The sequence below is a fragment of the Acinetobacter sp. P1(2025) genome (assembly GCF_051390655.1).
GTDB classification, from domain to species: Bacteria; Pseudomonadota; Gammaproteobacteria; order Pseudomonadales; family Moraxellaceae; genus Acinetobacter; species Acinetobacter junii.
Genome location: NZ_JBPKBJ010000037.1, coordinates 1 through 23907, shown reverse-complemented (window position 1 = coordinate 23907; position 23907 = coordinate 1). Strand labels below are relative to the sequence as shown.

Genomic DNA, 23907 nt, shown 5'->3' with positions numbered 1-23907 from the left:
ATGTGGGAACTGGTAAAAGCGGGCGGCTGGTTAATGCTGCCGCTTATTCTCTCATCAATTTTTACGGTTGCAATCACAATTGAACGCTACATTCGTTTGAAACGTTCTCAAGTATTACCTAGAGATTTATTTGTAAATGGTTCTAATGCTGAGACTGTAATTTCAAATTTGCAGCAAGAGCAAGCAAAGAAATCACCTTTAGGACGTATTCTACTTGCTGGGTACGAACACAAAGAACAGGGTGAACAATTTGCGCGTGCGCAAATGGAGGCGGCAGCTTCACAAGAAATTTCCTTCTTAGAGAAGAACATCAATTTCTTGGGCACATTGAGCGCAATAGCCCCTTTATTGGGTTTGCTTGGTACGGTTTTAGGTATTATTGAATCTTTCTTGGTGATTGATGTGGGATCAGCAGGAAATGCAAGTATGATGATGCCTGGTATTTCTAAAGCTTTGATCACAACGGCTGTTGGTATGTTAATTGCTATTCCAGCGATGATTGCTTATCGATACTTTCAACGTGTTGTACACGAATATACTGCTGAGTTAGAACAGCAATCTACCTTGTTCCATGCTGCACTTTTCTACAAAAAAGTACCACATGTACAAGAACATCGCCTTGCAAGCTAAGCATAGGTGATCAAATGAAATTCAAACGCTCTCAAGTTGAAGATATTCATATCAATTTGACACCAATGATTGACTGTATGTTATTTATTTTGGTGTTTTTATTACTTTCGACGACATTTAGTCAGCAAAGTCGTATAAATCTAACTTTGCCCGATGCTCAAGGTGTACCGCCTAAACAATTCGATCAAAAAATTGAAATCATGGTAGACTCCACAGGCCATTATTCCGTGAATGGTCAAGCATTATCGACAAAAGATACAGCTGATCTCAGTACAGCCATTAAGCAAGTTGCACAAGAACGTCGCGACTTTATGTTTATCATCGCTGCTGATGCTAAAGCCGCCCATCAGGATGTAATACGCGTGATGGATGTTGCGGGTCAGCTTGGGTTTGTAAACGTTAACATTAGCACTAAAGTTCCAACTAGAGGTTTCACCGAGTGAATCAAGATTTTAAGGTTTATTTACGCCTTTTAGCTTATCTAAAATCTTATTGGGGTATTGCCTTATTTGTATTACTTGGTTTTGGTATTAATGCGGCTACCGAAGTCTCGGTAGCCAAATTGCTGAAGTTTATTATTGATGCAATTCAAAATGGAAGCAGAGAAAACCTAAATCTGTTTCCTGCATTGATCGTGTTGTTAATGTTCTTTAGAGGTGTTGGATTATTCTTGGGTGGATATTTTACCGCTGTAATCTCAAGACGTTTGGTTTTTAGTATTCGTCAAGAGGTTTATGCGAAGCTGCTTAGACTGCCTGCACAATATTATTTAGATAATACCTCTGGTCATATTAGTGCAAAATTAATGTATAACGTGCAGCAATTAACAGCTGCATCCTCTGATTCTTTACAGACATTAGTCAAAGATGGCTTGATTGTCATAGGTTTATTAAGTTATTTATTTTATACCAACTGGCGCTTAACGATGTGTATTATCGTATTTATGCCAGTGATTGGTATTTTAGTTCGTGTAGCAGCAAAGCGCATGAGAAAGCTTTCGATACAAGTACAAAATACCATGGGTGATGTCAATCATGTGGTTCAGGAAACCATCAATGGTAACTCTGTAGTTAAAAGTTTCACTGGTGAAGCTTTTGAGCAACAACGCTTCTATAAGTCATCTGAAGAAAACCTTCGTCGTGGTTTGAAGATGGTGGTTGTTCAAAATATCAACAGTCCAGTGGTGCAACTGATATTGTCTTGTGCAATGGCAATCATTTTATGGTTAGCTTTGCGCCCGCAGGTTTTTGGTGACACATCTGCTGGCGAATTCGTCTCTTATATCACTGCTGCTGGTTTAATATCTAAGCCCGTAAAAAACTTAACTGATATCAATGAAAAACTTCAGCGCGGTTTAGCTGCAGCACATTCAGTTTTTGAATTATTGGATTTACCAGAAGAAGAAAATAAAGGGCAATTGAAGCCTCAATTGAAAGGTAATATTCGATTTGATCAAGCTTGCTTGGAATATTCTGATGGTACTAAAGCCATTAAAGATTTCTCTTTAAATATTCAAGCTGGTCAAACTATTGCACTCGTTGGGCGCTCAGGGGCTGGTAAAACCTCATTGGTAAACATGTTGCCGCGTTTCCAAGAGTTAAGTAGTGGCGGAATATATTTTGATGATATTCCTGTTCAAGAAATAGAGTTACTGTGTTTAAGATCGCAAATTGCAATGGTGAACCAACAAGTCGTTCTGTTTAATCGTTCAGTGCGTGACAATATCGCCTACGGACAATTACAAAATGCTAGCGATGAGCAAGTGATTGCTGCTGCTAAAGCTGCCTATGCACATGATTTCATCATGAATTTGCCTCAAGGTTATGACACTATACTTGGTGCTCAAGGTCTGAATTTATCTGGTGGACAACGTCAACGTATTGCGATTGCGAGAGCAATTCTGAAAGATTCGCCAATTCTAATTTTAGATGAGGCAACAAGCGCGCTTGATAACGAATCAGAATACTTTATACAACAAGCCTTTGATGAAGCGATGCAAGGTCGTACCACGATTGTAATTGCTCATCGATTATCTACAGTTGAAAATGCCGATTTGATTGTTGTGATGGATAAAGGACAAATTATCGAGCAAGGAACTCACTTAGAATTGATCGCTAAACAAGGAATGTATTATCAGTTACATCAGCGCAATTTTGAGGAAAATTAATCATGTCACTGGCACAGACGATTCAGACTGCTTGGAATAACCAAGAGAAATGGCTGATCGTTTTAAGACCATTGTCATGGCTTTATCGCTTTGCATTTTTGATGAATAAAGCGATGTACACACACAAGCTGAAGAAAATCTATACGGCACCAATCCCAGTTATGGTGATTGGAAATATTACAGTTGGCGGAAGTGGAAAAACCCCTTTGCTAATTCAACTAGTAAAATATTTGCAAAGCAAAGGGTTGTCGGTAGGTGTAATTAGTCGTGGCTATGGAGGGGTTGGTCCATTTCCAGCGCTGGTACATAAAGAGTCATCGCCTGAGATTATTGGTGATGAACCCGCTTTAATTGTTCAATCGACTGGTGTTGCAATGGCAGTTGGTCCAAATAGACAATCTTCTATAGAGTTATTATTGCAGAACTATTCATTGGATTTGATTATTAGTGATGATGGTCTTCAGCACTGGGCTTTAGATCGTCAAATTGAATGGATTGTTTTAGATCAAAATCGTGGTTTAGGTAATGAAAAGCTTTTGCCTGAAGGTTATTTGCGAGAGCCAAAATCACGTCTACAAAATAGTAGTGTGATTGTACATAGCAAACAGCCTCAATCATTGCTCAATATGCATTTGCAAGTGGGTAAGCCTTATTTACTCAGATCTGGTAATTTATCTAATCAATTCGATTCAAAGCAAAGCTATCATGCTGTGGTTGGTATTGGTTTTCCTCAGCGTTTTTATCAGACTTTGCAAAATTTAGGAATTGAGCAATTTCAAGCGCATGAGTTTCCAGATCATCATGAATATAAACTGAGTGATCTAAGTTTTCAGAATCTGAATGCGATTATCACAACACAAAAAGATGCTGTTAAATTAAAAGAAATTTTAATTCAACATCCAGAATTTAATATCCCTATTTGGGTTGTACCCGTAGAAGCCGTTTTATCATCCGATTGTTATGACTTGTTGGAGCAACAATTACAACAAGTTGGTATTCATTTGTCTTAGAGATATACCATGAAACACATTGTCATTCCTGCACGTTTTGCAAGTTCGAGATTACCAGCTAAACCATTATTGCTCATACATGGTCGTCCAATGATTTTACGGGTGGTTGATCAGGCAAAAAAAGTTGTGGGCTTTGATGATTTATGTGTTGCGACAGATGATGAGCGAATTGCCGAGATCTGTCGTGCAGAAGGCGTTGATGTGGTATTGACAAGCCCTGATCATCCATCTGGTACGGATCGTTTAAGTGAAGTAGCTCGTTTAAAAGGATGGGCTGAAGATGACATTATTGTGAATGTTCAGGGTGATGAACCTTTATTACCTGCAAAATTAGTTAAACAGGTTTCACAACTTCTCGTTGATAATCCAAACTGTTCAATGTCTACGTTGTGCGAGCCAATCAGCGCTTTGGATGAATTTCAGCGAGATAGTATCGTCAAAGTAGTTATGTCAAAACATAATGAAGCATTGTATTTTAGCCGCGCAACTATCCCTTATGATCGTGATGGGGCTAAACAGACACAGCAATCAATGCATAGCAGTGCTTACCGCCATCTAGGTTTGTATGCCTATCGAGTTAAACTATTACAAGAATATGTAACTTGGGATCAAGGGGTGCTTGAAAAATTAGAAAGTCTTGAGCAACTCAGAGTACTTGAAAATGGTCATCGCATTGCCATAGCTGTTGCTGAAGCAAACCTTCCACCTGGAGTTGATACTCAGGAAGATTTAGATCGATTAAACTCAATGTCTATCAGTTTCTTTGAATAATATGACAAAAGAAGTTCAAAGCTATGAACATTATCCTTGGCATCAGCAAACGTGGGATCTTTTAACCTCGCGTTTTCCTGATGTTGGGCATGGTTTATTGTTTTATGGAAAGAAAGGATGTGCTAAACAAGAGTTTACCGATAGATTTGTAGCATGGGTGTTATGTTTAAATAAACAATCTGAACATGCCTGTGGCGAATGTAGTAGCTGTCAATGGTTAAAGTCGGATACACATCCTAACTATGTTCACATCACAACAGATGAAGATAATAAAAAGCAAAATGCAAAAATTAAGATTGAAAAAATTCGAGATCTTTTACCTTTTGTTCAGCAAACTGGTGAAGGCTGGCGTGTTGTAGTCATTGAACCTGCTGAAGCTTTAAATATAGCTTCATCAAATGCTTTATTAAAAACTTTAGAAGAACCTGGTGAGAAAGTTGTTTTGATCTTGGTTGCAGATCATTATTTGAAATTACCTGCAACTATTCGGAGTCGATTGCAACACTTTGCATTAGATCGCTTAAAAGATGAGGATGCTCAGAATTTTTTGAAAGAAAGAATTTCTGACCTGAAACCACTACAACTGTCTTTACTACTCAATCTTGCTAATGGAATGCCATTAACTGCAATCGAAATACAAAACAGTGAGTGGTTAGATAAACGAGCATCATTTTTAAAAGATTGGTCTAAGCTTTGTTCTGAAAAGAGTATGCCTTTGCATTATGCTAATAAATGGTCGAAAGAGCTAAGTTTTGCAGATTTTATGGTTATGTTTGAATACTTGTTTGCGGATGTTATTCGTCTAAAGCTAAATCAGCAATTAAAAAATCAAGATTTAGTTTTTGATGATTTGGCTCAAATATATAACTTAGAAACTCTTTTCTCCATTTATTCGGATTTCCAGCAGAAAAAACTAATGTTAGAGCAAAATGTTCAGTCGCAATTAGTTATGGATGAGCTATTTATTCAGCTAATGAATGTCAATCAGTGACGCTATTTCTTAAATGCTTATAAATAGGTAAGTTATTTGAAACATTATTTGTTGTTTCTATTAATGTTTCTTATAATTCAAAAAATGAAACTTGATTGGGTTCAGCTAAGTAGGTTGACGGTGTTTATCGCACTTGTATTTGAAACCATGAGCGTTCATGCTTTATTACGGTTAATCAGCATCATATAAGAAACTTTAAGTAAATTAATAACAGGGGAATGTAATGCAACCACAAATGATGGGCGGGATTATACAAGTCAATATTCCTGACAAGGCTACCTTACAAGCGAGTTATATGCCTTTTGTACAAGGTGGTGGTTTATTTGTTCCGACTAAGCAAGCGGTAAAAATGGGACAAGAAGTTTTTATCCTTGCGACTCTGCCTGATCAATCACAGAAAATTCCTTTAACTGGTAAGGTGATTTGGATTTCGCACAAGCAAACCCATTTTAAACCACAAGGTTTTGCGATTCAGCTTGCAGGTGATAAAGGTGTTTATTATCGAACAGAGGCAGAAAGAATTTTAGCGGGTTCAAAAAGCCTTGATCGTCCAAGTTATACTATGTAATTAATTTTTTTAGGAACAAAGCGTGTTTGTTGATACCCATTGCCATTTAACCATGTTAGATCTTACGCCATACGGTGGAGATCTAGATCAAGCGCTCGATGCTGCACGTCAGGCAGGCGTAACTAAATTCATGGGGATATCTGTGGATTTAGAAGATCATATAAAATTGGCAGAAATTGCATCACGACACGATGATGTTGGTTACACAGTAGGGGTTCATCCATGTGAAGATCAACATGTCATGGCCCGAGCTACAACAGATTATTTGGTCGAGTTAGCTCAATCAGAGAAAGTGTGGGCTTTAGGTGAAACGGGTTTGGATTATTATCACAGTACTGATTTTGTTGAAGATCAGAAGCAATGCTTTGCTAGGCATATACAAGCATCAAAAATTGTAAAAAAACCTGTGGTTGTACATACGCGCTCGGCAAAACATGACACTGTAGATATTATTCGAGCTGAACAATCAACACACGGCATATTACATTGTTTCACAGAAGATTGGGAAACAGCGAAAGCGGTCTTAGATTGTGGTTACTATATTTCTTTTTCAGGAATCATTTCTTTCAAAAATGCTCAATCCCTTAGAGATGTTGCTAAGCAAGTTCCACTTGATCGTGTATTAATTGAAACAGATAGTCCGTATCTAGCACCTGTGCCATATCGTGGTAAAACAAATGAACCAAAATATGTGCCCTATGTAGCAAAAGCTCTAAGTGAAGTATATGATAAATCGCTTGAAGAGATTGGCATGATTACCATGCAAAATTTTGAAAATCTCTTAAATTTTAAATAACGGTTTGTAGTACTTGAAAAGAGAGTTATCACGTGAAGATGGATCGTCAAGCTCAGTTTAGAGCACGAGAAGCATTAATTTTTCAAATCGCTGAACAACTCTTATTAGAAAATGGTGAAGCGGGCATGACGCTTGATGCCCTTGCAGCAGAATTGGATTTAGCTAAAGGCACTTTATATAAGCATTTTCAAAGCAAAGATGAGCTGTATATGTTGCTGATCATTCGCAATGAAAAAATGCTGTTGGAAATGATTCAGGATACTGAGAAGTCATTTCCGGAGCATTTAGCTTTTTTTATGCTACATCATTTACATCATCCTGAACGTACCGCATTATTTCATCAAATAGAAGAACGTCTTTCAACAACTGGACAAGGAATACAGCTACTATTCAGTGAATTATATAAAATTCGACGTCAAAGATTACGCATTATTATTCGTATGACTGAAAGTTACCTGATTGATATCAATAGTAAGATGACGACACGAGATTATTTAGCCTCGATATGGTCTTTAACCTATGGTGCTGCGGTTATACTAAATTCAAGTTTCTATCAGCGTTACTTGGGCTCAAGAGATACACTACGTGTAGCTTATATAGAACAGGCTTTGGCGATGCCAAAACAGCTTGAACACACATTAACATAGTTGATTATGATCATGAAATCATCACTTCGATTACAGCAAGGTTTTACCCTAATTGAGATCATGGTGGTGATTGTAATCATGACGGTCATGGCATCACTTGTTGTTATGAATATTGGTGGTATAGATCAGCGTAAAGCAATGCAAGCCAGAGAGCTATTTATACTTGATCTGAAAAGAATAAATAAAGAATCTGCTGATCAATCAAAAGTATTTGCATTGAATTTTCAAAACGCAACGGATGTTTCGCCATTTACCTATAATTTATTTGAATATCACGACCAGAGCCTACAGCTCGTTCAGCAAGCTAATAAAACATGGCAGGTATATAAGGAATTTAAGCCTCGCCAATTACCAGATAACGTGTCCTTCAGCTTACAAGTTGTTGATGCTGAGCGGTATTCTAAAGCAAATAACGAGGATTTACTGGGGGGTAAATCTCCTCAACTAGTTTGGTTTGGCAATGGTGAAGTTAAACCTGTGAGAATTCAATTTTATTATCAGCAGCAACCGATTGGTAATGAATTGGAATTAGATTACTTGGGGAAAATACATGAAAATTAACACCTCAAATAAGATGACTAATCGACAATTCAGTTTGCTTGATAAAAAAACAGATAGTCTTAATTTTCAAGCAATTGCTGAGGTTAAACTAGATTCTCTCAAAATACAGAAAGGTTTTACGCTGTTAGAGGTGATGGTTGCTTTAGCTATTTTTGCGGTCGCTGCAATCGCGTTAACTAAAATAGCTATGCAGTATACCCAATCAACTTCAAATGCAATTTTACGTACTAAAGCCCAATTTGTGGCAATGAATGAAATCGCAACCATGGAAATAAATCAAGAGTGGCTTGAGGGAACACAATCTAAACAAGTGACTGCGCAGGGAGAAACTTGGCAAATCGATAAAAAAGCACAATCAACATTAAGCCCAAAAATCCAACGTATCGAGTTACAAGTAAGTTTATATAACACTGAACAAGGCAAAGTTGAGGCAGGAATTACCAATCTTGTATTCTTTAATTATCCTGCTAAAGTCAAAACATCATGAAAATCAAGAATGTTGTAATGAGGTTGGGTTTCACATTTAATGTTGTCTCAGAATGTCAGCAAAGTTCAACTAAGTCTTATTTACCTAAAAAAATTAAGAGTAATTTAGGTTTTACTTTAGTTGAGTTGCTTGTTGCGATTGCGATATTTGCAGTGCTTTCAATGTTGGGGTGGAAAGTTTTTGATTATCTCATCAAAGTGAAAGATAGAAATGCAGAACATGAAACACACTTATTTGAATTACAGGATGCTTATCAGCAATTTCTAAAAGATAGCATGCAGATAATTCCATTGACTGCAAATGATGGGCGACAATTACAAGCAGCTATGGTTTTGAATGATCGAAGTTTTAGTTTTAGTAAGGCTGGGGTATCTGATCCATTGAAGCAGGGACTTTCACCATATGAGCGAATAGAATACAGATATGATGCACAACAAAAAAAAGTTTACCGTTTGAAATATACAAATTTAAATATTCCTAATCGTGTGCAACCAGTATCAAGCACATTACTTGAAAATGTAGATCAATTTAGAATTTTGATTTTAAATCCACAAGAAATTAGCCAATCGCCTGAAAATATTAATGATCCAAATAATGTAAATGAATTAAAGAAGTTACCATTAGGTTTTAAAGTTCAATTGACGATTGCTGGTTCAGATTATGAGTGGATTTATAGTTTATTAAATGCCAATCAGTTATTGGTCAATCAGGAAACTCCACCATGATCAAGATTAAATCTTCTGAACAAGGTATAGCACTTCTCACAATATTGATCATGGTCGCATTGGCTACTATTTTGGCTGCAACAATTGCAAAACGTCAAAGTAATACTGTTGAAAATACGGGCTATTTGATGCGCCAAAATCAGTCTTTACTTTATGCAAAAAGTGCAGAGGCATTTTTTTCTGAATTATTGATTCAAGATAGTGAAAATGCAGGTAATCTTGATCATTTACAGGAAAGTTGGGCGAAACCAATGCCTCCGTTTCCAGTTGAAGATGGAGTAGTTTCTGGACGTTTAATTGATGATTCGGGAAAATTTAATTTAAATAATTTAATTAAGCCAGACGGAAAGGTGGATGATTCGGCTCGTCGGTGGTTTGAAAAACTATTAGTCAGAGTTGGATTGCCAGCGGAGTTGAGTCAAGCTGTCATTGATTGGCAAGATGCGGATGATGAAACTTCAGGTGCAATGGGGGCTGAAAGTAGTATTTATCAAGGAATGGATCCTGCATATTTAGCATCGAATACAAAGTTCCATAATGTTGAAGAATTAAAATTGGTTAGAGGATTCGAAGGTAAAAAATTTGATTTGATTCGTCCCTATGTTTCGGCCTTACCTGAACCGACAAAAATAAATATAAATACTGCACCTGCTTTATTGTTAGCAAGCATGGATCCAAAGGTGGATATGAAAGCGGTAGAGCAGGAGATCAAAGCAAAACAGGCAAACTTGACTTATTTTAATAATCTAGAGGACTTATGGAAATTGAATGCATTTTCTGGCATTGATGAGCAGAGCAAAACTGATGCAGGTAGCCTAATGGATGTGAAATCGAATTATTTTACCGCACAGATTGATGTGCTTTTAAGTGAGCGTAAGCGTCAATTCACAAGTTCTATGGCTAGAAAAGATAATCATGTAATTGTTTACTCAAGAAGTCTTGCACCTTTCAATTGATTTGATAATTGAATTATCAAATATCGACAAGGTTTAAAATCAATCCCAATGCTTGTTTTTTTGCTTTATAATAAAACTCGTTCGCAGATAAAGATTAGCTTGGTGCATGTTAATTCGTAAATTATTTAAGTTTGAAAATGCTCATATTGTACGCAATTGTACATCGGATCGCTGTAAGCGTTCGATTCATGGGCATAGTTATAAAGTTGAATTATTACTCAAAGCGTCAAAGTTAGATCATGGTCAGATGGTTTACGATTTTGGTTTGCTCAAAGGTGTTATAAAAGAACTTTTTGACAGTTTTGATCATGCCATTTGTTTTTGGCAAAAAGATGATGCTGCTTATATTGATGCATGTAAGACATTTAGTGCACGATGGATTTCATTGCCTGTTTCGCCTTCTGCCGAACAATTTTCACGTATTTTTTTCTATTTAGCTCAACAAGTCCTTCGCTCAACTACAACACAAAATGGTGAGGGTGATGTTCAAGTATATTCTGTGATTGTTCATGAAACTGATACTGGGTACGCCCAAAGTTTTCAGGAAGACATTGAAAATGAGCAAATGGGTATATTGAGTTTGGATCAAATTGTTTTTTCAGAACAAGTCGTATCAGAGTGGAGTGATCCACAGATATATGAGAACTTGAAACAAGGAATTAAGTTCGAAAATCCAGAAGTGGAATTACAAGTAACACTTTGAGTTTACTTGATTAAGTGAACTCAAATTAAGGAAAGTTGATGCAATTTACGGAACAACAGCTCAATAAATTAAATAAAATTCAGATTGATGAATCTTGGAAATATTCACTTTCTGAATTTTTACTTGGGCAAAAAATGGATAATTTACGCGAGTTTTTGCAACAAGAGAAACTTGCCCAAAAAACGATTTATCCGCCAAGCAAACAAATTTTTAATGCATTTAACACCACTCCACTTAACCATGTGAAAGTCGTCATACTTGGTCAGGATCCTTATCATGGACCGAATCAGGCGAATGGTTTAAGTTTTTCGGTACAAAGAGGGGTTGCATTACCTCCATCTTTACGTAATATTTTTCATGAATTGAACACTGATTTAGGTATACCTGTTTCTCGACATGGCGATTTGAGTAAATGGGCTGAGCAAGGTGTTTTATTGCTTAACAGTGTGCTGACGGTTGAAGCTGGTCAACCCACCTCACATCAGAAACAAGGTTGGGAAGATTTTACTGATAGTGTGATTGATGTGTTGAATGAACATCGTGAACGTATCGTATTTATATTATGGGGAGCTTATGCTCAACGTAAAGGACAGCGCATAGACCGTAACAAACATTTAGTTTTAAGTGCAGCCCACCCGTCACCTTTATCAGCAAACCGAGGTGGTTTTTTTGGCTGTAAAGTGTTTTCTAAAACAAATCAATATTTGAAACAACATGGCATTGAGCCTATAGACTGGCAATTGGACGCATAATGAATTCTCCCGATTTAAATAGCTATCATCCTGATTTGATTGTCGAGCACGCTAAAAATGGTTGGCGTATTGTTCGTTTGAACCGACCTAAATCATTACATGCATTGGATGAATCGATCGTAAGTGCTTTACTCAAAGTGTTCGAACATTTCCATGATGATGAAAGTGTAAAAGCGATTTGGTTTGATTCGACTACACCAAAAGCATTTTGCGCGGGTGGTGATGTTCGTAAATTGCGCCAATTGGTTATCAATAATGAAGTTGATACGGCTAATAAATTCTTTGAGCAAGAATATGCACTAGATTTACTGCTGCATAACTATGCTAAGCCTATTGTGGTTTGGGGTGAAGGTTATGTCATGGGTGGCGGACTAGGCTTATTTATGGCTGCACCATTTCGTTTGGTCACACCATATTCTCGTTTGGCTATGCCTGAGATTAATATTGGATTGTATCCTGATGTTGGTGGTAGTCGCTTCCTTGCTGATCGTGGTCAAATTGGTCTATTTACTGGTTTAACGGGTTCAATCATGACAGCTGCTGGAGCATTCAGTATTGGTTGGGCGACACATATTTGTGAAGCTCAGCGTGATAATGTGCTTCAAAAAGTATTGAATGTTGATTGGAATCATTATCCAGCTGGCGCATTTAGAGCAATCGATGACACCCTGAATAGCCTGCATCGTCCAGTTGCTTCTGGACCATTGCAAAATTCAATTGATGTTATCCATAGTGTTTGTCGTGGACAAAGCTTTGAGTATGATTACCAGGCCATTATTGGTTTGAGTGATGCAAGTAGTGATTGGTTACGTCAAGCTAGTGAGAATTTACAGAAGGGTTCTCCTAGCACTGCTGCGATTACTTGGTTGCTTTGGCAATGGGGTAAACAGGGTCACGCATGGGATGAGGTTTTTGCTTTAGAGTCACAAATTTCTGATTGGAAGATTCGTCATCCTGATTTCGTTGAGGGTGTGCGAGCACGTTTGGTTGATAAGGATCTTTCACCTGAATGGAAGTCTGCTGAAAAAATCACTTTGAAAGATATATTGTCTGATTGTCCACCAATTACAACAATTGATAGTTGGAATGCGTTGTTAAGACAATATGATGTAATTTCTTAAGTAGATATGACTGTTAATAAAGATGAATATTGGATGCAGTTTGCCTACGAGCAGGCTGCAATCGCAGCATCACAAGGTGAAATACCTGTTGGCGCTGTAATCGTGAGTCAAGATAAAATCATTGGCTCAGGTTACAATGCACCTATCCAATTGTCTGATCCTACGGCACATGCAGAGATTCAAGCGCTGCGCTCAGCTTGCCGAGCTATTGAAAATTATCGATTACCTGATGATGCTGTTTTATATGTGACGCTTGAACCTTGTACCATGTGTGTTGGTGCATTGATTCATGCAAGAGTTCAAAAAGTGATTTTTGCAACGACTGAGCCAAAAGCTGGTTCTGTTGTTAGTGCTCGTCAATTGCTAGATAATGGCTACTACAACCATAAATTTGTATTTGAACAAGGTTGTTTACAACAACAATGTTCAGCTCAACTAAGTGATTTTTTTAAGCAAAGAAGAAAAGAAAAGAAGCAAGCCCATTTATCTAAAACGTCCTTAAATGATTAAACATGTCTTTTGAGTTGTGGCAAACTAAGCCGCGATGATTTTAGTCAAATTAAAAAAGGCAAAGCTATGCGTAATGCAATCACTGTAAAAAAAGAGTTTCATGCACCTCTTTCAGAAGTGTTTGATTTATTGTCAAAACACGCAACTTATAATAAGGCTTTTGCTCCATTACAAGTGGTACGAGTTAAAGATTCGGCTGATCCAAAACGTCCAGATGGCATTGGGTCGGTTCGTCGAATGGGATTTGGTCCTGTAAAACCATTGCAAGAAGAAATTACATTATTGGAAGAAAATAAACGTATTGAGTATAAGTTGATTAACAATCCACTTGTAAAGCATCATTTGGGTCAAATTGATTTCAAAGAAATTACACCTTACGTAACATTGGTAACTTACAAGATTGAATTTACAGCAAAAGCACCTTTTGTGAGTAAATTAATTCTTGCACAACTTAAAGCAGCAATTACACTAGGTTTCTCAAAACTAGCGAAATCAGTTGCTCCATAAAGAGAAGAGAATGACAGTTCATATTATTACGATTGATGGTCCAAGCGGATCTGGAAAGGGTACGTTAGCTGCTAAGATTGCTGCACATTACCAATATAATTTATTAGATTCTGGTGCGTTATATCGTTTACTTGGACTGTCTTTGGCTCAAAAAAACTTATTAGAGCAACTTGAAACTAAGTTGGATGAATGTGTCGAAATTGCAACTCATTTAAATATCGAATTTAAATCAACAGAATCTACCACGATTATTCTACTCGATGGTGCTGATGTGACGAATGTGATACGCACGGAGGAAGTGGGGGAATATGCTTCTAAAGTTGCAGCAATTCCAGCATTACGTAAAGCGTTATTTGATCGTCAAAGAGCTTTTATCCAGTCTCCAGGATTGGTTGCTGATGGTCGTGATATGGCAACTTCTATTTTTCCTGAAGCTCAGGCAAAGATTTATCTAACCGCATCAGCACAATCACGAGCGGAGCGACGTGTAAAACAGTTGCAGGGTATGGGTCTTGATGCTAAAATAAGCGACATTTTATCTAACATACAGGCTAGAGATAAGCGAGATATGGAGCGTACAGTTGCTCCGCTCAAGCCAGCTGAAGATGCTTATATCGTTGATAGCTCTGAGATAGGTATCGATGAAGTATTTAAGCTCATGGTTGACTATATCGACAGTCGTATAAAATAGATATTGAATTAACTTTCAGTTGAAGCATTGCTTGATCAGATCTTTTGGACAATGTAACAACTTAACTTAACCGGCCTTGTCTGATCCAAGACCGCTGACTTTATCAGGTATATCATGACCGAATCTTTTGCAGCCCTCTTTGAAGAAAGTGAATTAAACCTCAACGTTGAAAAGGGTGCAGTCATCCAAGGTACTGTTGTTAGTATCGATTCTGACTGGGTTACTGTCGACACTGGCCTTAAATCTGAAGGCGTTGTTGATCGTGCTGAATTTTTAAATGAACAACGTGAACTTGAAGTTCAAGTTGGCGATACTGTTGACGTAGTTGTTGAAGCGCTAGACAACGGTATGGGTCAAACTGTTTTGTCACGTGAAAAAGCGAAACGTGCTGAAACTTGGACTAAACTTGAGAAAATCTTTGAAGACGGCGAAATCGTTACTGGTGTTATCTCTGGTAAGGTTAAAGGCGGTTTCACTGTTGACATCGGTCCTGTACGTGCATTCTTACCAGGTTCTTTAGTTGACACTCGTCCTATCCGTGACACAACTCACCTTGAAGGTAAAGAGTTAGAGTTCAAAGTAATCAAGCTTGATGCTAAACGTAACAACGTTGTTGTATCTCGTCGTGCTGTTATGGAAGCTGAATCTTCTGCTGACCGTGAAGCATTACTTGCTCAACTTGAAGAAGGTCAAACAGTTACTGGTACTATTAAGAACCTTACTGACTACGGTGCATTCGTTGATCTTGGTGGTATTGATGGTCTTCTTCATATCACAGATATGGCTTGGAAACGCATCAAACACCCTTCAGAAGTTGTTGAAGTTGGTCAAGAAGTTACAGTTAAAGTACTTAAATTTGACCGCGAGCGTAATCGTGTATCTTTAGGTCTTAAGCAATTAGGTGAAGATCCATGGTTAGCGATCATGAGCCGTTACCCTAAAGGTTCTATCGTTAAAGCGCGCGTTACTAACTTAACTGACTACGGTTGTTTTGCTGAAATCGCTGAAGGCGTTGAAGGTTTAGTACACGTTTCAGAAATGGACCACACAAACAAAAACATCCACCCATCTAAAGTAGTTCAGATTGGTGATGAAGTTGATGTTATGGTTCTTGAAGTTGACGAAGAACGTCGTCGTATTTCTTTAGGTATCAAACAAACTCGTGCTAACCCATGGGAAGAGTTTGCTAAATCTCATGAGAAAGGCGAAAAAGTTTCTGGTACGATCAAGTCTATTACTGACTTCGGTATCTTCATCGGTTTATCTGGTGGTATTGATGGTTTAGTTCACTTGTCTGATATTTCTTGGAACGAACAAGGCGAAGAAGCTATCCGTCGTTACAAGAAAGGTGACACAGTTGAAGCAGTTATCTTATCTGTTGATGCTGAAGGTAACCGTATCAGCCTTGGTATCAAGCAATTAAACAGCGATCCATTCAATGACTTCTTAGCTGCGAATGAACGTGGTGCTTTAGTTAAAGGTACTGTTACAGCTGTTGATGCTAAAGGTGCTACAGTTAAATTAGCTGATGACATCGAAGCAACTCTTAAAGCTTCTGAAATCAATCGTGACCGCGTTGAAGATGCAACTAAGTTCTTAGAAGTTGGTCAAGAAGTTGAAGCGAAGATCATCAATGTTGATCGTAAGTCTCGTTCTATCAACTTGTCTATCAAAGCGAAAGACGAAGCTGAAGAGAAAGAAGCTGTAAACAACGCTCGCCAAGCTGCTGCAACTCAAGCTGCAGAAAGCAATGGTCCTAAGACTATTGGTGACTTAATTAAAGCTCAAATGAAGTAATTTGTTAAAAAGTACATTTCTTGTAACAGAGATGTACTTTTTTATACAAAAATACTGTAAACGGTAGCGTAGTATTCATGTACTGCGCTACCGTTTTGTATTTAAACAGGTTATTATTAAAAACATTGAAAAGTAGCGATAATTAAAGAGGTCATCAATGACGACTGAAGCACTTAATAAATCTGATTTAATTGAACGGATTGCACTTAAAAACCCACACTTAGCTGAGCCTTTAGTTGAGGATGCAGTTAAGATCATGATTGATCAAATGATTGAAGCGCTCTCGAGTGGTGATCGTATTGAAATTCGTGGTTTTGGTAGCTTTGCATTACATCATCGTGAACCACGTCTAGGTCGTAATCCTAAAACTGGTAAGGCAGTTGATGTTGCAGCAAAAGCAGTACCACACTTCAAACCAGGTAAAGCTCTTCGTGATGCAGTAAACGAGTCAATTAAATAAAAAATAAATTAAATAAGTGAGGTGCGAATTATGCGCTATGTATTAATTGCATTACTTGTTGCTATATTTGGTTACGCATTAGCATTGGTTCTACAGAATCCAGCGGAATTGCAAGTAGATTTATTGTTTACTCAAGTTCCAGCCATGCGATTAGGTCTATTGCTTTTGCTAACACTTGCTTTAGGTATCGTGGTTGGATTATTGCTGGGTGTACAAGTTTTCCGAGTTTTTCAAAATAGTTGGGAAATTAAGCGCTTGCGTAAAGATATTGATCATTTGAGAAAAGAACAGATTCAACTTGCTCAGCAAGCTGCGGCTGAAGCTGCTGCGAGTGTTCGGCATGAGAAAACTGTTTTAGATGTTCATTCGAATGATAAAACGACGACGTTTTAATATTTTTAATATTCGAAAGGCTATTTCATAAGTGAAATAGCCTTTTTGTATTTTTAGATGCTTTGAATTTTAAATCTTCAACCAAAGATCTATTCTTTTAATTTATTTTCTAGCTGATCCATAAATTTGGCAAAAGCATTAAAGCTTTTTTCAATCACGATAATCGATTTCAATTTTATATCTGTAGACGTTGGATAATCGTCGAAAACATCTGTTCCAGCACCAATAGTATGCCCAGTCTCATGTGATAAATGTATTTCACTACAAAATTTTAGATTTAGACTTGCCTCTTTAGTTATCTCATTAAGAACATTGAATACAACATTTCCTGTAGCCTCCATCACTTCAATAGCAACATATCGAATAAAAGGACATTGATTTGATGTTAGTGAAACTAACTCATACGATAATTTTCTACTAGGGGACATTTCATCTCCCCATAAATATTTCAATGTATCGCTCAATAATTGAGACTGATCTAAATTTAGTTTTTTGAGATCATATAGATACCAAGGCCAATGGTTTGCATCTTCCTTGCAATGTAAGTTTATTGCCTCTTCATATTTATTCTGTGGGTTTGCATAAGGTAAGACATATTTATTAAGATCTGAAAAACTCATAATGAAATGAGCTAAATCTGGTAAAAATTTTAACCTTTGATCAATTGTCAGATTTTCATTTTTAAGAATATGAAAGAAGTGATGATTGCTAAACTGTATTTTTTTATGCTGTATTGTCGATTTGATAGCTTGCATTATTATTCCTTATTGTCGTTATTTTAGGATTAAAATATAACTTATTTTACCGTTTGTTTTATTTTAAATTGTAGCGGTTATGCTTATACATCAACCAAAGTCCTGCTAATCATATTTTACACTTCTGCAAAAACCTATTTATAATAGCGCCTTTAACTGACTTGGAAGAAAAGCTCTTGAGTATAATTGTTGCATTAGATGCAAAAAGCCAATACGAAGCTATGACTATTGTTGAACAACTTGATCCAACACTTTGTCGAGTAAAAGTGGGCAAAGAGCTTTTCACGCATGAAGGTCCATCGATTGTAAAAAAATTACAAGATACAGGTTTTGAAGTTTTTCTCGATCTTAAGTTTCACGATATTCCAAATACGACAGCGCAAGCTGTTTGTGCAGCTGCTGATCTAGGAGTATGGATGGTGAATGTCCATGCTTCAGGTGGTCGCAAGATGATGGAAACTTGTGTAGAACGTCTTAAAGCAGGTAAGTACCAAACACAATTAATCGCTGTGACTGTTCTTACATCTATGGGTAGAGAAGATTTGTTTGATATCGGTTTAGATGTCGAACCTGTTGATCATGTGAAACGTCTAGCAAAGCTTACTAAAGATAGTGGTTTAGATGGCGTGGTTTGTTCAGCTCAAGAAGCTAAAATTCTTCGTGAAATGCTGGGTCAAGAGTTTGCTTTAGTTACACCTGGTATTCGACCTGAAGGTACAAATGCAGATGATCAAAAACGAATCGTAACACCTAAGCAAGCGATGCTTGATGGATCTACTCATTTAGTAATTGGCCGCCCAATTACCAAGGCGGCTCAACCAACTGAAATGTTAAAATCTATTTTAGCTTCCATCTAATTCAATAAATTAGATTTTTAGATTCAGAAATAAGCTGATCAAGAGTGGAGCTAATAAAGATAATATTAGCCCGCTCATCATTGCGTGTGGTACGTAATGAGTCCCGCATGATTGCTTGACCATAGCCAAAGTGACATCCATAGATGTTGCACCTGCACTCGATATCGCGGAACGAGGAAAACGCCAACCTAAGCAATACATTAATAAAATTGCAAAAATTTCACGGAATAAATCAGTGAGTAAGGCAATCCCTCCATACTTTGCAGAATGCAATTCAGTAAATAGAATGCCAGACATTGAATACCAGCCATAACCCTGTGATAAAGCTAAAACTTCATTTAACTTAAAGGCTTTAGGTAAAAGATAATAATTTAATATAGATGCCAAGCATGAACCGACAAATGCAGCAAATGGTACTAAGAGTATTTTCCAACTTAACCAACTACGATCAAACTGTGTATGTGCGAGTTCGATACCGATTAAAAAGATAAAAACTAAAAGTAGATACCAGCTATTAAATGTAAACTGAATATTGCTATGGTTAATTATTAGTCCTAATAGAATACCAATTCCTAATGCTAAAAAAGCTTTCGCTATATTTTTTAAGGCGTTAAAAAAAAGATTAAATGAAATTTTGCCTTGTACGCTTTGCCGATCAATAAGCTTATATGTAATTAAACAAATACCAAATGCGAAAATAGAGGTGGTAAAAGCTATTAAAAGTGCAGGAGGTAGGATTGTGGTCGGGTTGTCAATTTGGTTGAGTGCTTGTGTCAATTCAAAAGCAACACTGACCAATAACACATATGAAAAATATGGAAGAATTTTAAAAATGAGATTGTTCAAATTTTTAGAAAGTCTTGGTGCAATAAAATAGCCTAAGCTAATCGCAATAAAAATTTGAAAAATTAGAATGACAGATTGCATAAAAAAAGCAGGTTACGAATAACCTGCTTATTATGAAGAATTATTGACTATGCTGCATTTGTTTTCGTAGTCGCTGAGTTATTAAGGAAATTATAGTCAGCAACATTTACTTTGCGAGTCTCTAACCAATATTTCCAAGTATACGTCGGCCATAATGAGAAATTCTTTCCATCAGCAGCTTGATACCAACTACTGCATCCGCCGGCTTGCCAAACAGTGCCTTTTAACTGCTCTTGTACGCGATCGTTAAATTGATCTTGAACAGCATGCTTAACTTCAACAGCTTGAGTTTTAGTGCTATCAACAGTTTGAATTAACTGTAGAATATAATTTACTTGTGACTCAATCATGAAAATTACAGAGTTGTGACCAAGGATTGTATTCGGACCTAATAATTGGAATAAATTAGGGAAATTCTTGGTTGCAATACCATAATAGCTTTCTGCGCCATCTTTCCAAGCTTGCTTAAGCTCAATACCGTTACGACCAAAGCAATCAAAGTGTTTGAGATAGATACGTGGATCAGTAATAAATCCAGTACCATAAATCAGACAGTCGATTTGACGTTCTTTGCCATCTTTAGTCACGATTCCATTCGCTGTAATTTCTTGAACGCCATCAGTGACTAGTTCAACATTTTTACGATTGAATGTAGGGAAATATTTATTTGAGATTAGAATTCGCTTACAGCCCATTACGAAATCTGGAGTAAGTTTTTTAGCGAGTTCTTTATCTTTTACTTGGAAGCGGATAAAGGCTTCAGCAAGCTTTTGACCATATTTCATGATTTGTGGTTGTACAATTGGCACAACTCGTGACTCATTTGTCCAATACAAACGACTACGATGAATTTGACGATAGATATTTGATGCTTTGAATAAAGATTTGCTTAGTTGAGAGTATTTACGTTCATCACGTGGAATCACCCAAGCTGCTGTACGTTGGAACACATAAAGTTGTTTAACATCTTTTGCAATTTCAGGAATATACTGAATCGCACTTCCACCAGTACCAATTGAAGCTACAGATTTACCATTCAAATCATAATTGTGATCCCACTGAGAAGAGTGGAAAACTTTACCTTTGAAGTTTTCAATTCCTTTTAAATGTGGAATTTGTGGAACATGTAATGGGCCAGATGCGAAAATTACAAATTGAGCTTCAAGTGTAGGTTGGTCTTTAAATTTTAAAGTCCAAACATTACGATTTTCATCAAATGTAGCATTGGTAACTTCATGATTGAACTTACAATAGTCTCTTAGCTTGTATTGAGTTGTGATTTCTTGAATATAATCAAAAATCTCATCAGCCTCAGCATAACGCTTTGACCAATCTGTTTTAGGCGCAAACGATAGAGAATACATGTGTGATTGAACATCACAAGCTGCCCCTGGATATTGGTTCTCTCTCCATGTACCACCAACATCGTTGGTTTTTTCTAATATTACAAAATCATTGATTTGGCTTTGTAATAGTCGAATACTCATTGCTAAACCACCAAAACCTGCACCGATAATTGCAACTTTTGTTTTTTGAATGGCATCTTTGGTTTGATCACGCATAGTCCACGCCCTACACATCTAAATTTTGTGCAAGTTTAAAGGTTTTGGTGAGATTAAATATGATTGTACAGACGCAAAACTTGATCATTTCGGCAATACACTTATTTGTATATTTCGAGTAAAACATTAAAGTTTTGTGAATAGTAATTGGGATTATGAAGCGATCTATCCTCGGATTGATGTATTTAATTCAAGGCATGCGACATGTTGGGATAGATGTGGACGCACGTTTGGCAAATATGGGGATACATGCTGAAGCTTTAGATCCAAGTACAATAATTCCAGACGAAATCGAATGGGATATCTTAAAACATATTAGCGAGGATATATCTCCAGAACAAGGTCTCGAAATAGGTCAGCACTATGCATTAGCTGGTTACGGTCCTTTTTTGATGTTACTAGTCACTAGTGAAAGCTTACATAAAGCACTTTTGAACGGTATACGTTTTCAGAAACTTACACATTTGTTTGGTTCACTACAGCTAAATATTACCGATAATAAAATTTATTTGTTTTACACTCCAATAGATTTGAATACTCATTTGGGGCAGTTGCGTGCTCAATGTGAGATTTCTGGTACATATAAATTCCTGCAAGATATTTTTAAAATGATGGGATTAGACATCCCTAAAATCCAGATTGAATTACCTTTTGAACATCCTAAAGATCTGCGATGGACTGAGGCTTACCAAGCTTATTATGGACATGATGTTAAGTTTGGATGTCATCAAGCGGCATTTATTATGCATGGCGTAAAAATTCTAGACATAAAAGTACCTTCAGCAGATGTATTAACTTATCGAATTTATGAAGAAAAGTGCCTACAAGATATCGAAAAATTCGAAAAAAGCTCCGATGGTATTTTAACAATTGTAGAGTACGTAGAAGGGTATCTTGAAATGCAAAATGGGGTAATTCCCACGATGTCAGAAACAGCATGCGCACTCAATATTCCTGAACGAACATTAAGGCATCAACTGCAACAGCTACAAACCAGTTATAAAGAAATTAGAGAGCGATTAATTAAACAAAAAGCCATTAAATTTATAGAAAATAGTGCCTATTCGATCGAGCAGGTTGCAGAAATGTTGGGATATTCAGAGCCAGCAGCCTTTAACCATGCATTTAAACGTTGGTTTGGACGAAGTCCTCGACAATATCATCGAAAAAACTAAATGCTTAAAAATGGTACATTATGATGTTTAAACTCTATGATAATTAAGCCTAAAATCTAATGTCTTTGAACTCAATGTTCGATATAATTTTCACCAATTAAAATTGCAATAACGCCTTATGTTAAATTCTAAACCAGACTCACATAGCACTGCATATACACCAACATCGCCTGCTGAGCGCTATGCTCAAGCTCTTGAGTCAGGGCAATTTATGCCTGATGAAGCTCAAGCGCAGGCAGTGCAAGAGTTAGATCGAGTATGGAAAGAGTTACTCACTCGCTATAAAGCTTCAAAAAAAGCATTTCGACGTTTCCGCAGACAAACATACCCAAAAGGTGTTTATATGTGGGGAGGTGTTGGTCGTGGTAAGACATGGTTGATGGATCAATTCTATGAATCTGTGCCTTTCCGCCGCAAGATACGTCTGCATTTTCATCACTTTATGCAGCACGTGCATAAAGAGTTAAATAAACTCTCTGGTCAGCGCAATCCTTTGGATATGGTTGCAGATCAGATTTATAAAGACGCTGTTGTAATTTGTTTTGATGAGTTTTTTGTATCGAATGTTACGGATGCCATGATCCTGAGTGATTTGTTTCAAAAACTATTTGAACGTGGTATCACACTGGTTGCAACTTCAAACATTGCACCTGAAGGCTTATATAAAAATGGTATCCATCGTGACCGTTTCATGCCAACGATTGAATGTGTACAAAAAAATTGCACAGTATTAAATGTTGATGCAGGAATTGATTACAGACTACGTGTATTGAAGCAAGCTCAATTGTTTAAATATCCATTGAGTGCTGATGCCCAAGTATGGATGTTAGAACGTTTCAATGCATTAACTCAGACTCAAGTGAAGTCAAACTCACCGATTATGATTAATAATCGTGTAGTTGAAACACTAGGGCATACAGAAGATGTTTTATGGTGTGAATTCTCAGAATTATGCTTTAAACCGAGAAGCCCTGCTGATTTTATTGAAATCGCAAATATCTACAACACTGTGTTAGTTAGTAATGTTCCACATTTAACAGATTTCCTTTCGGAAGGAACTCGTCGCTTTATTTATTTGGTCGATGAATTCTATGACAGAGGCGTTAAATTATTGATTACTTCAGAAGATTCGATTATTGAGTTATATGAAGGATCTAAATTAGCATTTGAAATTGAACGTACACGTTCAAGATTGTTAGAAATGCAATCAGATGCATATCTACACTCTGAACATCGCCAAATTGATATGGCTAAATCTTCATAATTTATAAAGGCTAGGACTTACGCACTATCATTTATAGATTCTCTGTGGTAGCAGATGATTTTTATCGAGAATAAAGTCATCAATGAAGTCTTTGATGATTGGTCTAAATAAGTTCTTTTGCCAA

At 36.9% G+C, this 23907-nt stretch carries 28 protein-coding genes; 25 read left to right on the top strand and 3 right to left on the bottom strand.

Annotated elements, in window-relative coordinates; genetic code table 11:
- The 22 genes from ACSC97_RS10835 to ACSC97_RS10730 all read left to right on the top strand — a co-directional run bounded on the left by ACSC97_RS10835 (window position 1) and on the right by ACSC97_RS10730 (window position 17243).
- The gene (locus ACSC97_RS10835) at window positions 1-630 is read left to right on the top strand and encodes a MotA/TolQ/ExbB proton channel family protein (protein WP_042891015.1); all 630 of its coding nucleotides are present in this window, start codon (window positions 1-3) and stop codon (window positions 628-630) included.
- A gap of 14 nt (window positions 631-644) precedes the next feature.
- Window positions 645-1073, top strand: coding sequence for an ExbD/TolR family protein (locus tag ACSC97_RS10830; protein WP_004954071.1), 429 nt, complete (start codon window positions 645-647; stop codon window positions 1071-1073).
- Window positions 1070-2797, top strand: a complete 1728-nt coding sequence (gene msbA, locus ACSC97_RS10825) for a lipid A export permease/ATP-binding protein MsbA (RefSeq protein ID WP_168153699.1) — start codon at window positions 1070-1072, stop codon at window positions 2795-2797. The genes ACSC97_RS10830 and msbA overlap by 4 nt, the downstream gene beginning before the upstream one ends.
- A gap of 2 nt (window positions 2798-2799) precedes the next feature.
- The gene (gene lpxK / locus ACSC97_RS10820; RefSeq protein WP_436660903.1) at window positions 2800-3807 is read left to right on the top strand and encodes a tetraacyldisaccharide 4'-kinase; all 1008 of its coding nucleotides are present in this window, start codon (window positions 2800-2802) and stop codon (window positions 3805-3807) included.
- A 9-nt stretch (window positions 3808-3816) separates the two neighbouring features.
- The gene (gene kdsB / locus ACSC97_RS10815; RefSeq protein WP_436660901.1) at window positions 3817-4578 is read left to right on the top strand and encodes a 3-deoxy-manno-octulosonate cytidylyltransferase; all 762 of its coding nucleotides are present in this window, start codon (window positions 3817-3819) and stop codon (window positions 4576-4578) included.
- 1 nt (window position 4579) lies between these two features.
- Entirely contained in the window at window positions 4580-5569 is a 990-nt protein-coding gene (locus ACSC97_RS10810; protein WP_436660899.1) for a DNA polymerase III subunit delta', read from the top strand.
- A 223-nt stretch (window positions 5570-5792) separates the two neighbouring features.
- A complete protein-coding gene (locus ACSC97_RS10805; RefSeq protein WP_004954079.1) occupies window positions 5793-6137 on the top strand; it encodes a PilZ domain-containing protein in 345 nt (114 codons plus the stop codon).
- A 22-nt stretch (window positions 6138-6159) separates the two neighbouring features.
- Entirely contained in the window at window positions 6160-6933 is a 774-nt protein-coding gene (locus tag ACSC97_RS10800; protein WP_004911519.1) for a TatD family hydrolase, read from the top strand.
- A 38-nt stretch (window positions 6934-6971) separates the two neighbouring features.
- Window positions 6972-7580, top strand: a complete 609-nt coding sequence (locus ACSC97_RS10795; RefSeq protein ID WP_168153910.1) for a TetR/AcrR family transcriptional regulator — start codon at window positions 6972-6974, stop codon at window positions 7578-7580.
- A gap of 12 nt (window positions 7581-7592) precedes the next feature.
- Window positions 7593-8141: a pilus assembly FimT family protein gene (locus tag ACSC97_RS10790; RefSeq protein WP_436660896.1), complete on the top strand. Its 549-nt coding sequence runs from the start codon at window positions 7593-7595 to the stop codon at window positions 8139-8141.
- 13 nt (window positions 8142-8154) lie between these two features.
- Window positions 8155-8628 carry a type II secretion system minor pseudopilin GspI gene (gene gspI, locus ACSC97_RS10785; protein ID WP_346809839.1) on the top strand — a complete coding sequence of 158 codons (474 nt, stop codon included), beginning with the start codon at window positions 8155-8157 and terminating at the stop codon, window positions 8626-8628.
- Window positions 8625-9353 carry a type II secretion system minor pseudopilin GspJ gene (gene gspJ / locus ACSC97_RS10780; protein ID WP_436660894.1) on the top strand — a complete coding sequence of 243 codons (729 nt, stop codon included), beginning with the start codon at window positions 8625-8627 and terminating at the stop codon, window positions 9351-9353. The genes gspI and gspJ overlap by 4 nt, the downstream gene beginning before the upstream one ends.
- Window positions 9350-10309, top strand: coding sequence for a type II secretion system minor pseudopilin GspK (gene gspK, locus ACSC97_RS10775; RefSeq protein WP_436660892.1), 960 nt, complete (start codon window positions 9350-9352; stop codon window positions 10307-10309). The genes gspJ and gspK overlap by 4 nt, the downstream gene beginning before the upstream one ends.
- Before the next feature lie 106 nt (window positions 10310-10415).
- A complete protein-coding gene (locus ACSC97_RS10770; protein WP_436660890.1) occupies window positions 10416-11012 on the top strand; it encodes a 6-pyruvoyl trahydropterin synthase family protein in 597 nt (198 codons plus the stop codon).
- Between the two features lie 38 nt (window positions 11013-11050).
- Window positions 11051-11764: a uracil-DNA glycosylase gene (gene ung / locus ACSC97_RS10765; protein ID WP_099948596.1), complete on the top strand. Its 714-nt coding sequence runs from the start codon at window positions 11051-11053 to the stop codon at window positions 11762-11764.
- Window positions 11761-12885 (top strand): enoyl-CoA hydratase/isomerase family protein, encoded by a 1125-nt coding sequence (locus ACSC97_RS10760; protein WP_436660916.1) that lies wholly within the window; start codon window positions 11761-11763, stop codon window positions 12883-12885. Before ung ends, ACSC97_RS10760 begins: the two co-directional genes overlap by 4 nt.
- Before the next feature lie 6 nt (window positions 12886-12891).
- Window positions 12892-13395 (top strand): tRNA adenosine(34) deaminase TadA, encoded by a 504-nt coding sequence (gene tadA / locus ACSC97_RS10755; RefSeq protein ID WP_125299265.1) that lies wholly within the window; start codon window positions 12892-12894, stop codon window positions 13393-13395.
- Between the two features lie 66 nt (window positions 13396-13461).
- The gene (locus ACSC97_RS10750) at window positions 13462-13902 is read left to right on the top strand and encodes an SRPBCC family protein (RefSeq protein WP_075696895.1); all 441 of its coding nucleotides are present in this window, start codon (window positions 13462-13464) and stop codon (window positions 13900-13902) included.
- 10 nt (window positions 13903-13912) lie between these two features.
- Window positions 13913-14593 carry a (d)CMP kinase gene (gene cmk, locus ACSC97_RS10745; protein WP_125299263.1) on the top strand — a complete coding sequence of 227 codons (681 nt, stop codon included), beginning with the start codon at window positions 13913-13915 and terminating at the stop codon, window positions 14591-14593.
- A 114-nt stretch (window positions 14594-14707) separates the two neighbouring features.
- Window positions 14708-16390 (top strand): 30S ribosomal protein S1, encoded by a 1683-nt coding sequence (gene rpsA / locus ACSC97_RS10740; protein WP_004954100.1) that lies wholly within the window; start codon window positions 14708-14710, stop codon window positions 16388-16390.
- Between the two features lie 157 nt (window positions 16391-16547).
- Window positions 16548-16850 (top strand): integration host factor subunit beta, encoded by a 303-nt coding sequence (locus ACSC97_RS10735; RefSeq protein WP_004911476.1) that lies wholly within the window; start codon window positions 16548-16550, stop codon window positions 16848-16850.
- A gap of 30 nt (window positions 16851-16880) precedes the next feature.
- Window positions 16881-17243 carry a lipopolysaccharide assembly protein LapA domain-containing protein gene (locus ACSC97_RS10730; RefSeq protein ID WP_212639498.1) on the top strand — a complete coding sequence of 121 codons (363 nt, stop codon included), beginning with the start codon at window positions 16881-16883 and terminating at the stop codon, window positions 17241-17243.
- A gap of 89 nt (window positions 17244-17332) precedes the next feature.
- On the opposite strand, the gene ACSC97_RS10725 is transcribed toward ACSC97_RS10730, so the two are convergent.
- Entirely contained in the window at window positions 17333-17998 is a 666-nt protein-coding gene (locus ACSC97_RS10725; RefSeq protein ID WP_436660886.1) for a hypothetical protein, read from the bottom strand.
- Window positions 17999-18159: 161 nt separating this feature from the next.
- Here ACSC97_RS10725 and pyrF point away from each other — a divergent pair, with 161 nt between their 5' ends.
- Window positions 18160-18855 (top strand): orotidine-5'-phosphate decarboxylase, encoded by a 696-nt coding sequence (gene pyrF, locus ACSC97_RS10720; protein WP_436660884.1) that lies wholly within the window; start codon window positions 18160-18162, stop codon window positions 18853-18855.
- 9 nt (window positions 18856-18864) lie between these two features.
- On the opposite strand, the gene ACSC97_RS10715 is transcribed toward pyrF, so the two are convergent.
- Together ACSC97_RS10715 and ACSC97_RS10710 are read right to left on the bottom strand one after the other, a co-directional pair.
- Window positions 18865-19782, bottom strand: coding sequence for a lysine exporter LysO family protein (locus ACSC97_RS10715; RefSeq protein ID WP_436660882.1), 918 nt, complete (start codon window positions 19780-19782; stop codon window positions 18865-18867).
- Between the two features lie 47 nt (window positions 19783-19829).
- Window positions 19830-21344 carry a flavin-containing monooxygenase gene (locus ACSC97_RS10710; protein ID WP_004954105.1) on the bottom strand — a complete coding sequence of 505 codons (1515 nt, stop codon included), beginning with the start codon at window positions 21342-21344 and terminating at the stop codon, window positions 19830-19832.
- 155 nt (window positions 21345-21499) lie between these two features.
- Between ACSC97_RS10710 and ACSC97_RS10705 the strand changes: the two genes are divergently transcribed.
- Both ACSC97_RS10705 and zapE read left to right on the top strand, forming a co-directional pair.
- Window positions 21500-22519 carry a helix-turn-helix domain-containing protein gene (locus ACSC97_RS10705; RefSeq protein WP_436660880.1) on the top strand — a complete coding sequence of 340 codons (1020 nt, stop codon included), beginning with the start codon at window positions 21500-21502 and terminating at the stop codon, window positions 22517-22519.
- Window positions 22520-22637: 118 nt separating this feature from the next.
- Entirely contained in the window at window positions 22638-23783 is a 1146-nt protein-coding gene (zapE, locus tag ACSC97_RS10700) for a cell division protein ZapE (RefSeq protein ID WP_436660878.1), read from the top strand.
- The last annotated feature ends 124 nt before the right edge of the window (window positions 23784-23907 follow it).

Bases quoted from the DNA above. Each gene is read 5' to 3' on its own strand.
- ACSC97_RS10835 (WP_042891015.1), top strand. From the start codon at position 1: ATGTGGGAACTGGTAAAAGCGGGCGGCTGGTTAATGCTGCCGCTTATT.
- ACSC97_RS10830 (WP_004954071.1), top strand. From the start codon at position 645: ATGAAATTCAAACGCTCTCAAGTTGAAGATATTCATATCAATTTGACA.
- lpxK (WP_436660903.1), top strand. From the start codon at position 2,800: ATGTCACTGGCACAGACGATTCAGACTGCTTGGAATAACCAAGAGAAA.
- kdsB (WP_436660901.1), top strand. From the start codon at position 3,817: ATGAAACACATTGTCATTCCTGCACGTTTTGCAAGTTCGAGATTACCA.
- ACSC97_RS10810 (WP_436660899.1), top strand. From the start codon at position 4,580: ATGACAAAAGAAGTTCAAAGCTATGAACATTATCCTTGGCATCAGCAA.
- ACSC97_RS10805 (WP_004954079.1), top strand. From the start codon at position 5,793: ATGCAACCACAAATGATGGGCGGGATTATACAAGTCAATATTCCTGAC.
- ACSC97_RS10795 (WP_168153910.1), top strand. From the start codon at position 6,972: ATGGATCGTCAAGCTCAGTTTAGAGCACGAGAAGCATTAATTTTTCAA.
- ACSC97_RS10790 (WP_436660896.1), top strand. From the start codon at position 7,593: ATGAAATCATCACTTCGATTACAGCAAGGTTTTACCCTAATTGAGATC.
- gspI (WP_346809839.1), top strand. From the start codon at position 8,155: ATGACTAATCGACAATTCAGTTTGCTTGATAAAAAAACAGATAGTCTT.
- gspJ (WP_436660894.1), top strand. From the start codon at position 8,625: ATGAAAATCAAGAATGTTGTAATGAGGTTGGGTTTCACATTTAATGTT.
- gspK (WP_436660892.1), top strand. From the start codon at position 9,350: ATGATCAAGATTAAATCTTCTGAACAAGGTATAGCACTTCTCACAATA.
- ACSC97_RS10770 (WP_436660890.1), top strand. From the start codon at position 10,416: ATGTTAATTCGTAAATTATTTAAGTTTGAAAATGCTCATATTGTACGC.
- ung (WP_099948596.1), top strand. From the start codon at position 11,051: ATGCAATTTACGGAACAACAGCTCAATAAATTAAATAAAATTCAGATT.
- tadA (WP_125299265.1), top strand. From the start codon at position 12,892: ATGACTGTTAATAAAGATGAATATTGGATGCAGTTTGCCTACGAGCAG.
- ACSC97_RS10750 (WP_075696895.1), top strand. From the start codon at position 13,462: ATGCGTAATGCAATCACTGTAAAAAAAGAGTTTCATGCACCTCTTTCA.
- cmk (WP_125299263.1), top strand. From the start codon at position 13,913: ATGACAGTTCATATTATTACGATTGATGGTCCAAGCGGATCTGGAAAG.
- rpsA (WP_004954100.1), top strand. From the start codon at position 14,708: ATGACCGAATCTTTTGCAGCCCTCTTTGAAGAAAGTGAATTAAACCTC.
- ACSC97_RS10735 (WP_004911476.1), top strand. From the start codon at position 16,548: ATGACGACTGAAGCACTTAATAAATCTGATTTAATTGAACGGATTGCA.
- ACSC97_RS10730 (WP_212639498.1), top strand. From the start codon at position 16,881: ATGCGCTATGTATTAATTGCATTACTTGTTGCTATATTTGGTTACGCA.
- ACSC97_RS10725 (WP_436660886.1), bottom strand. From the start codon at position 17,998: ATGCAAGCTATCAAATCGACAATACAGCATAAAAAAATACAGTTTAGC.
- ACSC97_RS10715 (WP_436660882.1), bottom strand. From the start codon at position 19,782: ATGCAATCTGTCATTCTAATTTTTCAAATTTTTATTGCGATTAGCTTA.
- ACSC97_RS10710 (WP_004954105.1), bottom strand. From the start codon at position 21,344: ATGCGTGATCAAACCAAAGATGCCATTCAAAAAACAAAAGTTGCAATT.
- ACSC97_RS10705 (WP_436660880.1), top strand. From the start codon at position 21,500: ATGAAGCGATCTATCCTCGGATTGATGTATTTAATTCAAGGCATGCGA.
- zapE (WP_436660878.1), top strand. From the start codon at position 22,638: ATGTTAAATTCTAAACCAGACTCACATAGCACTGCATATACACCAACA.